The organism is Bulleidia sp. zg-1006 (genome assembly GCF_016812035.1).
Classification (GTDB): Bacteria; Bacillota_I; Bacilli_A; order Erysipelotrichales; family Erysipelotrichaceae; genus Bulleidia.
This window is the reverse complement of record NZ_CP069178.1, coordinates 1-13,257: the sequence shown is the minus strand read 5'-3', so window position 1 is coordinate 13,257 and position 13,257 is coordinate 1. Positions and strand designations below refer to the sequence as shown.

The window sequence follows — 13,257 nt, the reverse complement described above, 5'->3', positions numbered from 1 at the left end:
GCATCCCCCTTACATAATTGTTACATTTTCTTTACCAAATAATTCATTTAATCGATTTTCAATTTGGTTTTCTTCATCATGGCTATTTTGGTATCGATGCACTTCATAAGCCTTTGGCAATTGGTTGTTCTTGCGTAATTCTTTGAAAAGTTCAATCGCTTCATCAAACTCTTGCTTTGTAAAAATATACGGCATTTTATCCAAAGATAACTTTGTCCTCATGAATTGGTACATCGCCTCATGGAAGCTACTTTCCATCATTCTTTCTTGAAGTTGGCTACCTTCACTAACAAATAAAACACAATTTTCTCCAGCCGCCATTAGTTGAACTTGATCCATGGCAGAAATTATTCGATTATCTTCCACCGTTCCTTTTAGTTTTGCTAGTCTAATGATTTCTGTATCATCCGCTTTTGCTTGTTTATTACATTGAATCAATAAACCTACAATCTCTTTTGTTGTTAGATGTAATTCTTTTGTTTCCATAGGAAGTTCCTCTCGAACTTCTTCTTTTAGAGTAACGATTGGTTCTTCGTTTACTTCTACCGGTTTTTCAACAATTTCGATTTCGTTTATGTTTGAAAGTTGACTTAATTGAATGCATAAAACCTCAAAGTATATAGATTGGTTTTTATTCTGTTTGAATTTTTCTTTAAAACCAATGAGAACATCCAAAACATTCATCCAATCTTGTTTTGTAAATAGTTGGCTTGTTTTAGAAACTTCTTCAAAAGTTAAAGCACCCAACACTTCTTTACTTCTTGTGTTCACATATAAAATGATTTCTTTGACTACTTCAATCCATTCATCTAAAAACTTTTCTAAATTTATACCTTGTTCTTGGTATTGCTTGCAGTGGTGCATGATATCTAAATAGTTTTTCGCTTGAATTAAATGCAATAGAGTAATCTTTTCTTCTACGGATGTTAGTCCATATATTTTTTGAATATCGCCGGCTTTAATAGTATTTGATGTATAAGCGGCACATTGATCCAACAGCGATAAAGCATCTCGCACACCGCCATCCGCTAAACGGGCTAAATCTTTAGCGGCTGTTTCTTCTAACTGAATACCTTCTAACTTAGCCACATTTAATAAATGATTTTGTATTAATGTACTAGGTACACGACGGAAATCAAATCGTTGGCAACGGCTAATAATGGTTGCTAACATCTTTTGTGGATCAGTCGTCGCTAAAATGAAAATCACATTTTCTGGTGGTTCTTCTAATATTTTTAATAAGGCACTGGAAGCCGCAGAGGATAATTGATGAACCTCATCAATGATATACACCTTATAAAGACTTCTCATTGGTGCTAAATAGGATTTTTCGATTAAATCACGGATATGATCCACACTTGTTTCATTTGCGGCGTTAATTTCAATGATATCCGGATGAACTCCTTTATTCGCTAATTCACAACTTTCGCAGTGATTACAAGGCTTTTTTTCCTGTCCTTCACAATTAACCGCTTTTGCAAACAATCTTGCCATAGTGGTTTTACCCGTTCCTCTTGGTCCGCAAAATAAATAGGCATGTCCTATTTTGTCTTGATTGACCGTGTTTTGAATGGCTTGAACGGTGTATTCCTGACCAATAACTTCTTCAAAGTTCTTTGAACGATATTTTTGATATAGTGCTTGTTTTCCCATAAACTTCTCCAGTGAAATTATAACAAAAAAATCAGACTTATTCAGTCTGACTAAATCTCTTTTTTTGAAAATAAGAACTTAATAATTGAGCACATTCTTTTTCTAAAATACCTGCCCTTATCATTGGATAATGATTTAAGCCCTGAATCTCTTCTAAGTCAATCTTTGTTTTTAAAAAACCGGACTTAAAACTACTGGCTCCATAACAAACTTTTCTTAATCTGGAATTCAATATAGCACCAGTACACATTAAACACGGCTCTAAAGTCACATACAAATCACAATCATTCAAATTCCAACTATCTTTTACTTTAGAAGCCTCTAAAATAGCTTCTACTTCAGCATGATAAATAGCACTATCTTTACTTTCTTTACGATTATGACTTCGAGCAATGATTTTATCTTCACGGACAATGACACAACCAATAGGAACTTCATCTTCTAACTCTGCTTTTTTTGCTTCCTTAATAGCAAAAGCCATGTAGTATTCTTCTTTGTTTTTCATAATTAAAAAGTGGCACACGCAATTAGTAGCACTTATGGCTGCTGCCTTCCGACCCTGACCAAGTTCATGAACTAACTGCTGTACCACTAGTAGTGTACTATTTCTAACAAATATTTTCAAGTAATTGTTTCACGTGAAACAATTACTTCTTTGGATGAATTACTTTTTGACCACCCATATAAGCTTGTAAAGCCTGAGGAATTGTAATATCCCCATTTTCTTGATAATGATTTTCAAAGAAAGCAATTAGAGCACGAGGACTTGCGACTACTGTATTGTTCAAGGTATGAGCTAAATAATTCCCCTCTTTTCCTTTAATACGAATGCTTAATCTTCTCGCTTGGGCATCACCTAAGTTTGAACAACTGCCTACTTCAAAATATTTCTTTTGACGAGGTGACCAAGCTTCTACATCACAAGACTTAACTTTTAAGTCGGCTAAATCTCCTGAGCAACACTCCAATGTACGCACAGGAACTTCTAAGCTACGGAAGAAATCAACAGAGTTTTTCCATAATTGATTATACCAATGCTTGCTATCATTTGGATGACAAATAACCACCATTTCTTGTTTTTCAAATTGATGCACACGATAAACACCACGTTCTTCAATACCATGAGCACCTACTTCTTTTCTAAAACATGGACTATAAGAAGTTAATGTTCTAGGCAAATCTTCTTCTTTGACCATTTGACCCATAAACTTACCAATCATAGAATGTTCAGAAGTACCGATGAGGTATAAATCTTCTCCTTCAATCTTATACATCATATTTTCCATTTCATCAAAACTCATGACTCCAGTTACGACATTGGAATGAATCATAAATGGTGGTACTACATAGGTAAAGCCACGACTAATCATAAAATCACGAGCATAAGAGATAATCGCTGAATGCAAGCGAGCTACATCCCCTTGTAAATAATAAAAACCATTACCCGATGTACGACCGGCACTTTCTTGATCAAAACCACCAAAACTTTGGAAAATATCAGCATGATAAGGAATTTCATAGTCCGGTACCGTCGGTTCACCATATTTTTCAATTTCTATATTTTCAGAATCATCTTTTCCAATTGGTACCGTCTCATCAATGATATTCGGGATAAGCATCATTCGCTTACGAATTTCCGTTTCCATTTCTTTTTCTTCAGCTTCTAAGTCAATAATTCTTTGGTCAATGTCTTTTACGGATTGTTTTGCGACTTCAGCTTTTTCTAATTCTTTATTACGCATAAAACCACCGATTTCTTTTGAAATACGGTTTCGGTCACCACGTAATTTATCGCCTTCTGTTTTCGCTGCTCTAAATTTTTTATCTAGTTCATACACTTCATCAACCAATGGTAATTTTTGATCTTGAAATTTCTTTTTAATATTTTCTTTTACAATTTCTCGATGGTTACGAATCAATTCAATGTTAATCATATTTTTCCTCCACAAAAAAAGACACCAATATATAGGGGCGATTTCTCGCGGTGCCACCCTAATTTAATTGTTTCACGTGAAACAATTTATCTCTTCTCTACAATAACGGTGTAAACCGAGCTAATATTACTTAAAGCGGATTCAATAGTACTCCGGATTACCTTTCATCAACCGGTAACTTTCTAAACAAGAGTATCTACTTACTATTCTTTAAACAGCTATCAAAATTAAACCACTTCAACCACTTTCTGTCAAATTAAAAAGGAGCTTAAGCTCCTAATTCAGTTTAAAGAATTTCAATGAATTTCTTTGTGTCAGTTTCTTTTTGTTTCTCGGTTGGTAGTTCAATATGAAGAACTCCACTATCATAACTTACTTTAATATCGGATTGATCAATTGCTGTACCAACATAGAAAGTACGACTTGTAGTTCCCGAGAAACGTTCTTGGCGAATTACTTTTCCATGATTGTCTATTTCTTCATTGTGACTAGAACGACTAGCTTCAACTGTTAAATTTCCATTAAATAGACTAACTTTAATATCTTCTTTCTTAACACCCGGAATTTCCATATCCAATAGATATTGACCATCTTTTTCATGAACATCTGTTTTCATTAAGTTGTAGCTATTGTTCATCGAAGATGCACCAAACATATCATCGAATAATTCTTCAAAACTGTTTCTTCTTGTAAGTGTGTTCATAATTACCTCCTAAGGATTATTTCCTTACACCATCATTGTATTCTATTTTTTAGCACTGTCAACTATTAAGTGCTAATTTTTTTAAAAATATTTTCTTATTAATTTAAAATTATCAGTAATTATCGAATAAATTTTCTTATCACAAACATATAAAAAGTGCTGATTATTCAGCACTTCCTTCCTCCATAATCTCTTCTTCCACTTCTTTATCCACAATCGCAACCGTTGAAACACGGTCTTGATTAACACGAATTAGGTGAACACCCATACTAGAGCGAGAAGATTCTGCAATCTGATTGAGTGAAATACGAATCACTATTCCACCTTCTGTCATAATCATCACATCTTGGTCATCACTAACAGCCTTCATGGAAATCAAATTACCTGTTTTTTCATTAATCTTCGCCGCCTTAACACCCTTTGATCCACGGTTTGTTAGGCGGAAAGAATCAATAGCAGATACTTTACCAATACCCTTTTCACTAACCGTTAAAACATTGAAGCCTTCTAAAGTAGTAGCAACACCGATAACAAAAGAACCATCTGTATTAAAACCCTTCATACCACGAGCAATACGACCTTGCGGATGAACCTTCTCTTCCAAGATACGGATAGCTTTACCATTAGCACCGGCAATCAAGACTTCCGCTTGACCGTTCGTTGCTTTCACAAAAGCAAGTTCATCGCCCTCATTAAGAATAATTGCTTTCTTACCATTCTTCATGATACTTTCAAATTCAGAAATAGCAGTTCTCTTGATAATACCCTTCTTTGTTACGAAGAATAAGAATTTAATTTGTTCATCATTCTTCTTAACCGGTACCATAGCTTTCACTTTTTCATCCTTATCCATATGCACAAGATTGATAATTGGAATACCTTTTGAAGTTCTCGAGAAGTTAGGAATATTAAATCCTCTTAAACGGAACACACGACCTTTGTCAGTAAATAGAAGTAAGAAATCGTGTGTCGACATATTGATAACTCGTTCAATACTGTCGTCTTTATTCAATTCCATTCCTTTGATTCCTTTACCACCACGATTTTGAACCGAATAAGTATTGGTCGTTAATCTCTTAACATAACCATTGCTTGATAAAGTCACCATAATATCTTCAACAGGAATTAAATCTTCATCTTCCATTTCCGCATCCGCATCAATGATTTCTGAACGTCTTGAAGAACCATATTTCGCTTTAATTTCTGTTAACTCATTCTTAACAATATCAATCACTCTTTCCTTATGAGCTAAGATATCTTCATAATCCGCAATCTTAAGTAATAAATCTTGATATTCTTTTTCAATCTTGTCACGTTCCAAACCGGTTAAGCGTCTAAATTGCATATCCAAGATAGCTTTAGCTTGTACCTCATCCAACGGGAATTTATCCATCAAATTTATTAAAGCTTCTTGTGCATCTTTTGATTGACGAATAGTATGAATTACTTCATCTAAATTATCTACAGCAATACGTAAGCCTTCTAAAATATGAGCACGATCTTTCGCTTTCTTTAATTCAAAAGCCGTACGACGGCGAATCACTTCTAATTGGAAATCAATATAACCACTTAGAAGTTCTTTCATACCAGCCAAACGAGGAGCACCATCAAATAAGACAACATTATTAACACCAAAATTCGATTGTAAGGCTGTCATACGGTAAAGCTGATTTAAAACAACTTCTGCTTGAATATCTTTCCGTAGTTCAATAACAACACGAATCCCCTTCATATTGGATTCATCACGTAAATCAGTAATGCCATCAATCATTTTTTCTCTTGTTAAAATACCAATTCTTTCCACAAGAGAGGCTTTGTTCACCATGTAAGGAATTTCATCCACAACAATACGCGTCTTTCCATTCGCCATTTCTTCAAAGTGAGTCTTAGCACGCATCACAATAGAGCCGCGACCTGTTTCAAAAGCCTTACGAATACCCGAACGACCTAAAATATAAGCACCGGTTGGAAAGTCAGGTCCTTTCATTACTTGCATTAATTCTGTAACCGAAATTTCTGGATTTTCCATGTAAGAAATGATTGCATCAATCGTTTCCACCAAGTTATGAGGTGCCACATTTGTGGCCATACCAACCGCAATACCGCTTGAACCATTGACTAATAAGTTTGGAAACCGAGCCGGTAAGACGGTTGGCTCCTTTTCTTCACCATCGTAGTTATCCGTCATATCAACAGTATCTTTTTCTAAGTCACGAAGAATTTCAACGGAAATCTTAGACATACGCGCTTCGGTATAACGCATCGCAGCGGCACCATCACCATCCATAGAACCAAAATTACCATGTCCATCCACAAGTGTTTCGCGCATATTCCAATTTTGTGCCATATAAACTAAAGCACCATAAATTGAACTATCGCCATGAGGATGGTATTTACCCATCGTATCCCCAACAATACGAGCACACTTACGATAAGGCTTATCCGGTCCATTGTTCATTTCATTCATCGCAAATAAAATACGACGTTGAACCGGTTTTAAACCATCACGAACATCCGGCAAAGCACGTGCCACAATAACAGACATTGAATATTCCAAGAAATCACGACGAATTTCCTTACTCAATTCTGTTTCAGTAATATGACCAGAGTCAAAATTACTTTCATCAAATTCCATAAAATCATCTAAAGCCATCTTGACCTCCTACTAAATATCTAATTTCTCGACAAAGTGAGCATTCTCTAAAATAAAATTCTTGCGAGGTTCAACCTCTTCTCCCATCAACATTGAGAAATTCTGATCCGCATATTCTGCATCATCGATTGTTACACGAATTAAAGTACGTGTTTTAGGATCCATCGTTGTTTCCCATAATTGACTAGCATCCATTTCACCAAGACCTTTATAACGTTGAATACTTAAACGATCACCCATTTCCGCTTTTAATTCGTCCAATTGGCGATCCGTGTACGCATAACGAATACTCTGTCCTTTTTGTACCTTAAATAAAGGTGGTTGAGCAATGTACACATAACCTTGTTCCAATACCGGTCTTAAAAAACGATAAAAGAAAGTTAATAATAAAGTACGAATATGTGCACCATCCACATCGGCATCGGTCATAATAACAATCTTATGATAACGAAGTTTTGAAGTATCTACTTCATCATGCACACCTGCCCCAAAGGCTGTAATCATCGAACGAATTTCTTGGTTTTCAAAAGCCTTTTCAGGACGTGTTTTTTCCACATTTAAAATTTTACCTCGCAAAGGAAGAATGGCTTGAAAATGAGAATCACGACCATTTTTAGCAGAACCGCCTGCTGAATCCCCCTCGACCAAGTAAATTTCCGAGATGCTTGGATCCTTGGAGGAACAATCCGATAGCTTACCGGGTAGAGAGCCGACTTTAATTGAACTCTTACGGGTGATTTCTTTCGCCCTTTTTGCGGCCAAACGAGCTTGGGACGCAATCACAATCTTTTCCATGATTGCTTTTGCTTGATTTGGATTTTCCATTAAGAAACGCTCAAACTGTGTACCGAAGATATCCGATACAATCTTGCGCACTTCACTATTTGTTAATTTGGATTTAGTTTGTGAAATATATTGTGGATTAGGATGCTTCACAGAGATAATCGCTGTTAAACCTTCCTTACAGTCATCTTGTGTCACATTCTCATCTTTTTCCTTTAAGAAATTATTTTCTCGAGCGTATTTATTCACAATACGTGTTAAAGCCATACGGAAACCTTCTTCATGCGTTCCCCCATCCACTGTTGTGATGTTATTACAGAAAGTATAGATAGACGGATTATAGCTTGTGTTGTATTGACAAGCCACTTCTACTTGAATATTATCTTCATAACCTTCGGAATAAATAACATCTTCATGAACTTTATCCTTATTTTCGTTAATAAACTTCACATATTCCTTTAAACCACCTTCAAATAAATAATCATAATTTTGTTTCTCAGGATTGCTTTCTCGTAAATCATGGAACTTAATACGAATTCCTTTATTTAAGAAAGCCAACTGACGAATACGATTTCTTAGGGTATTGAAATCATACACCCTTGTTTCCGTAAAGATGGTTGGATCGGCTTTAAAACGAACTAAAGAACCGTGTTTATTGACATTGCAAGTACCAATTTTCTTTAATGGTTCAACCGGATGACCACCATTCTCAAAACGAACAAAATAAATATTACCTTCGTGATAGACTGTTACTTCCAAGAATTCACTTAAAGCATTCACTGCTGAAGCACCAACTCCATGTAAACCACCGGAAACTTTATAAGCACCACCACCAAATTTACCACCGGCATGTAAGACTGTAAAAATTGTTTCAATGGTTGAAATACCTGTTTTCTCATTCATCCCTGTCGGCATACCACGACCATCATCTTCAACAGATACAATATTATTTTCATCAATGGTAATTTCCACTTGACTAGCATAACCGGCCATCGCTTCATCAATACCATTATCAACAATTTCCCAAACAAGATGATGCAAACCAACAGAAGAAGTAGAACCAATATACATACCCGGACGCTTACGAACGGCTTCTAAACCCTCTAAAACCTGAATATCTTCATCTTCATAAGCATGATCCACTTTCATGTCCAATGTTTCATTAAAGACAGCTTGGCTTTCTTCTCTATTTTCAAATTTATCTGCCATATAAACCTCCTATATTTTTACTTTTCCATCTTGAATGGAAATGCAGTTCAATTTTTCCAATTTCAAACTATCCGGTAAATAAGTTGTCGTAATAAAACACTGGTACCCATTTTTAACTACATCCAGCAAGCGTTTTTGACGTTCTAAGTCTAATTCACTTAATACATCATCCAATAAGACAACCGCTTTACGCTTTGAAATAAATTCAATGTAATGAAGAATAGCTAATTTAAAGGCTATCATCACTAATCTTTTTTGACCTTGTGAAGCAGATAATAAAATATCATTATCAGCCAATCGAAATTGAATATCACCACGATGAATCCCCACATTTGTAATATGGTATTCTATATCTTTTTGTCGTGAGAAAAGATGAGCTTTTAACAAAATTTCTTCATCAATTTTATCTACTTCAATACCATTGTTCATCACAACTTGTAACCGCAATTTCATTCCTGACAAAGATTGAAATAAACGTTCAATTTCTTGATTGATAAACTTCAAAAAAGAAGATCTTCGCTTTAAAATTTCAACTTCTGATGTAACCATTTGTTTATCAAGAATATCCAACATTGTTTCATCAATGCTTGCTTTTTTTAGTAAAACATTTCTTTCTTTCAACAAGGTATTATAACGAGTTAAATGAAATAGATATTTCTTAGATAACTTCATTAACTCTTGATCCATGAATTTTCGCCTTGCCCTTGGCGCTTGTGAAAATATATAAATATCCTCCGGACTAAACAATACAACATTCAATCGACCAATAAATTCACTTGTCTTTGATATATTTGTTTTACCAATAAAAAGGCTTTTCCCTTTTTCATGAAGAATACAACGCAAATAACTTTCTTGTTTTTCCTCTTTTAGCCAACAAACAAGGTCAGCGTATTCTTCTCCATTTTGAATTAAAGCCTGGTCTTGACTAGTTCGAAAAGAACGACACAAAGATAAATAATAAAGTGCTTCTATTAAGTTTGTTTTGCCTTGTGCATTCTTTCCAACAATCACATTGATATTTGGTTGAAAGGAAACTTGTAACTCTTGGTAGTTTCGATAATGGGACAGGCGTAAAGATTTAATATACATCTTTAATCATTAAAGTTTCTCCTTGATAGCCAACCTTATCACCGGAGTATAACTTTCTTCCACGACGTATTTCGACCTCACCATTTACTTTCACAAAACCATCTTGAATGACTAGTTTCGCTTCACCTCCGGTTTGTACAAAACCATTGAATTTTAAGAAGTTTTGCAAAGTTATGTAGTCTTGTTTTTGTTTCGTCATTTTACCTACTTTCCAAGTCCTGAAAACCTTGTTAATTATAACATAAAAAGGCTTAGAAACCTAGTTTCTAAGCCACTGTAAGAGCTTAATGATTAGACTTTAATGGTAGCACTAATTGGATAGTTGAAGAATCATCTTTTGAAGTTAAAATAAATGGTTTCATAACACCCTTAAATTGAACTAAAACACGTTCACCATGCAAACCGCGAAGTGCTTCTACTACATAAGCACCATCAAAAGAAATATCTAAATCTTCACCGCTATGTTGTGCTGATAATTCTTCACGTGATTCACCAATTTCTTGTGAACGACTAGTTAAAATAGCTTGATTATCAATCAATTGAAGACGATTTTCCTTGACATCTTCACTTCTTAAGAAAGAAGTACGGTCAATCGCATTTTTTAAATCATAACGACTAATTTCCAATTCCGCAATAAATTGTGTTGGAATCAATTGAGCTGTTGCTGGATAATCACCATCTAAAATACGACTTTGAAAAATCATATTTTGAGTGCGAATTTGAACTTTTGAGCGATCTACCGCAAAGGAAACAATTTCTTTTGCATTTTGTAAAATAGTGTTCTTCATAGCACTTAAAGATTTTTCCGGAATGGTAACGTTAAATTGATTGGAACTTTCTAAATCAACCACTTTACGAGCCAAACGATAGGAATCCGTAGCTGTGCATACCAATTGATTGTTCTTTAATTCAAAATTTACACCCATTAAAACCGGTTTCATTTCTTTTTTTGAACAAGCAAAAATGGTTTGATCAATCAAGTCTAAGAAAGTATCTTTATCTAATTCAATTTCTAAATTAGGTTGACTAAAATCAATTTCTGGATATTGACGAACAGCCATACCATTAATCTTAAATAAGGCTTTATTACCTTTAAATTGAGTGTAAGTTCCATCAATGGATTCTATATAAATTTTCTCACTATCTATTTTCCTAACAATTTCTAACAAATATTTCGCTTCAATTAAAAGCTTTCCTTCTTCTTGAATATTCAATTGATTATCATTGCTTTTTTCAATTTTCTTTTGAATGGAAATATCCGCATTACTAGAAGTTAGTACTAATTCATTGGAATGAATATCAATTTTAATTCCTCTTAGAGATGGTTGTGGTGAGTTAGAAGATACCGCATTACTTAATTCAGTTAAAGCAATCGTAAATGGATTTTTTTTGATTGAGAATTTCATATGAGCTCCTTTTTATTATTTAAATATTAAGATTTATTCTTATTAAGATTGTGGAAATGTGGAAAAGTTATTAACATCTATATTTTAACGTATTTTTCACTAAAAATAACAGTGGAAATATTGTGGATAAAAATTGTGGATTAGTCAGCTATTTGAGTCTCTAAATCATGAATGGCATTCGCAAAGGCATGATTTGATTTAATTTGTTTCTCAACTTTTGTAATAGCAGAAATAACGGTGGAATGATCACGACCACCAAACTCTTCACCAATGCGAATATAAGGTAAATCCAAATGCTTGCGACAAAGAAAGATAGAAATATGACGAGCATTCGCAATATTCTTAGTTCGATTGCGAGATTTAATTTGTTGGCTTGTCAGACCATAATAATCAGCAACAATGCGAATGATTTTTTTAGCATTCAAACCGGATTTCATAGTTTTAGAGGCTTGTGCCTTTAATGCATGCATAACGGTTTCAAAGTGAATGACATCATCATCCGGTTGAAATTGAATAGCATAGAATAAAACACGATTTAAAGCACCTTCTAATTCACGTACATTACCAGAAAAGTTAGAAGCAATATAATTCATTCCTTCTTCATCAATGGAATTATCATTCACTTTAATTTTTTGATTTAAAATAGCGCGCGCGGTCTCAAATTCAGGGGAATCAATTCCAACGGTCAAACCATTAGAAAAACGAGAAGCCAATCGATCTTCTAAATCCTTAATATCTTTTGGTTCGCGGTCGGACGTAATACAAACTTGTTTCTTATTGTTGACCATTTCTTCGTAAATGGTGAAAAAGATTTCATGAGATTTTTCTTTTCCGGCAATGAATTGGATATCATCAATCAACAAAACATCTAAGTTATACATATAGCGTTTGAAAGCATCAATGGTTCCAGTTTGTAAAGCATGTACTACTGTTTCAACAAACTTAGTGGATTCGGTATAATACACCTTTTTTTCAGGTTGATGCTTCTTGATATAATTAGCGATAGCCATCAATAAATGGGTTTTTCCTAAGCCGCTATTTCCATAAATAAACAAAGGATTCCATAATTGCCCGGGATTAAGAGCTACCGCATAAGCTGCCGCTTGAGATTCTCGGTTACAATCTCCAATCACAAAGTTTTCAAAAGTACGATCTTTTTGAATAGTGGAAGAACTGAAGTTTGTTTCGTAGTTTTCTAATAGAGGCGAAGTAACGGTTTTAATATCTTTTGGTTGTACCAATTGAACCATAAAATTTGGTTCTAAATCATGGTAACGAGATTTAAAAAGAGTTGTAATGTCTTTTAAAGCAGAGGTTTCAATGCACTTAAAAGAAATAATGTTATCGGCTACTAAAATAGCTTTCTCACTGTCAAAAGAATATAAGTAGGAAGGATTGAGATAGGTCTTAAAAAAGATATCTTCCAAGTTTGTTTGTTCATGGAGATCATCGATTATTTCCTGCCAAATCCTTTTTAAAGATTGGTCTTGTTGTACTGTCATGTTGGTCACCTAAATATGTATCTTAGCTTCATCATTTTAGTCCTAAATAAGAAATAAAAAAAGACTAAATTGTGGAAAAATAAGTTATCCACAATTTATAAAAATAAAGAGATTAGAATTCAAGGCATTTTTATAACTTTTCCACATTATCCACAAAATTAAAATGAGTATAAGTTGTGGATACTCTTATCCACTGTTGAAAAATTAATTTTTTGTGGAAAATAAAAATAATTAAAGTAACTTATCCATCCTTTCCACATTTAAAAAGATAAGTAAATACCAGTAAAAATAGACTTTTAAACAACTTTCCACAATTGTGGAAAAC

The 13,257-nt window shown here is 34.1% G+C and carries 10 protein-coding genes and 1 other RNA gene; all 11 read right to left on the bottom strand.

From position 1 onward, the window contains the following. Positions 1 to 9: 9 nt before the first annotated feature. Positions 10 to 1,653, bottom strand: a complete 1,644-nt coding sequence (gene dnaX / locus JOS54_RS00055) for a DNA polymerase III subunit gamma/tau (RefSeq protein WP_203245040.1) — start codon at positions 1,651 to 1,653, stop codon at positions 10 to 12. A gap of 37 nt (positions 1,654 to 1,690) precedes the next feature. Continuing rightward, positions 1,691 to 2,158 (bottom strand): nucleoside deaminase, encoded by a 468-nt coding sequence (locus JOS54_RS00050; protein WP_203245039.1) that lies wholly within the window; start codon positions 2,156 to 2,158, stop codon positions 1,691 to 1,693. Between the two features lie 3 nt (positions 2,159 to 2,161). Continuing rightward, positions 2,162 to 2,248: signal recognition particle sRNA small type (gene ffs, locus JOS54_RS00045), an RNA gene on the bottom strand. A gap of 52 nt (positions 2,249 to 2,300) precedes the next feature. Continuing rightward, positions 2,301 to 3,587 (bottom strand): serine--tRNA ligase, encoded by a 1,287-nt coding sequence (gene serS, locus JOS54_RS00040; RefSeq protein ID WP_203245038.1) that lies wholly within the window; start codon positions 3,585 to 3,587, stop codon positions 2,301 to 2,303. A gap of 286 nt (positions 3,588 to 3,873) precedes the next feature. Beyond that, complete coding sequence (locus JOS54_RS00035) at positions 3,874 to 4,290, bottom strand: Hsp20/alpha crystallin family protein (protein WP_203245037.1); 417 nt, start codon at positions 4,288 to 4,290, stop codon at positions 3,874 to 3,876. Between the two features lie 163 nt (positions 4,291 to 4,453). Next, entirely contained in the window at positions 4,454 to 6,943 is a 2,490-nt protein-coding gene (gene gyrA / locus JOS54_RS00030; RefSeq protein ID WP_304502721.1) for a DNA gyrase subunit A, read from the bottom strand. A gap of 12 nt (positions 6,944 to 6,955) precedes the next feature. Further along, a complete protein-coding gene (gyrB, locus tag JOS54_RS00025; protein ID WP_370541402.1) occupies positions 6,956 to 8,935 on the bottom strand; it encodes a DNA topoisomerase (ATP-hydrolyzing) subunit B in 1,980 nt (659 codons plus the stop codon). A gap of 9 nt (positions 8,936 to 8,944) precedes the next feature. Then, entirely contained in the window at positions 8,945 to 10,024 is a 1,080-nt protein-coding gene (gene recF / locus JOS54_RS00020; RefSeq protein WP_203245036.1) for a DNA replication/repair protein RecF, read from the bottom strand. Continuing rightward, the gene (locus JOS54_RS00015; RefSeq protein ID WP_203245035.1) at positions 10,014 to 10,223 is read right to left on the bottom strand and encodes an RNA-binding S4 domain-containing protein; all 210 of its coding nucleotides are present in this window, start codon (positions 10,221 to 10,223) and stop codon (positions 10,014 to 10,016) included. The genes recF and JOS54_RS00015 overlap by 11 nt, the downstream gene beginning before the upstream one ends. An 85-nt stretch (positions 10,224 to 10,308) precedes the next feature. Continuing rightward, positions 10,309 to 11,430: a DNA polymerase III subunit beta gene (gene dnaN, locus JOS54_RS00010; RefSeq protein WP_203245034.1), complete on the bottom strand. Its 1,122-nt coding sequence runs from the start codon at positions 11,428 to 11,430 to the stop codon at positions 10,309 to 10,311. 140 nt (positions 11,431 to 11,570) lie between these two features. Beyond that, complete coding sequence (gene dnaA / locus JOS54_RS00005) at positions 11,571 to 12,932, bottom strand: chromosomal replication initiator protein DnaA (RefSeq protein WP_203245033.1); 1,362 nt, start codon at positions 12,930 to 12,932, stop codon at positions 11,571 to 11,573. Between the last annotated feature and the right edge of the window lie 325 nt (positions 12,933 to 13,257).

Bases quoted from the DNA above. Each gene is read 5' to 3' on its own strand.
- gyrA (WP_304502721.1), bottom strand. From the start codon at position 6,943: ATGGCTTTAGATGATTTTATGGAATTTGATGAAAGTAATTTTGACTCT.
- JOS54_RS00050 (WP_203245039.1), bottom strand. From the start codon at position 2,158: ATGAAAAACAAAGAAGAATACTACATGGCTTTTGCTATTAAGGAAGCA.
- dnaA (WP_203245033.1), bottom strand. From the start codon at position 12,932: ATGACAGTACAACAAGACCAATCTTTAAAAAGGATTTGGCAGGAAATA.
- JOS54_RS00015 (WP_203245035.1), bottom strand. From the start codon at position 10,223: ATGACGAAACAAAAACAAGACTACATAACTTTGCAAAACTTCTTAAAA.
- recF (WP_203245036.1), bottom strand. From the start codon at position 10,024: ATGTATATTAAATCTTTACGCCTGTCCCATTATCGAAACTACCAAGAG.
- JOS54_RS00035 (WP_203245037.1), bottom strand. From the start codon at position 4,290: ATGAACACACTTACAAGAAGAAACAGTTTTGAAGAATTATTCGATGAT.
- dnaX (WP_203245040.1), bottom strand. From the start codon at position 1,653: ATGGGAAAACAAGCACTATATCAAAAATATCGTTCAAAGAACTTTGAA.
- serS (WP_203245038.1), bottom strand. From the start codon at position 3,587: ATGATTAACATTGAATTGATTCGTAACCATCGAGAAATTGTAAAAGAA.
- dnaN (WP_203245034.1), bottom strand. From the start codon at position 11,430: ATGAAATTCTCAATCAAAAAAAATCCATTTACGATTGCTTTAACTGAA.
- gyrB (WP_370541402.1), bottom strand. From the start codon at position 8,935: ATGGCAGATAAATTTGAAAATAGAGAAGAAAGCCAAGCTGTCTTTAAT.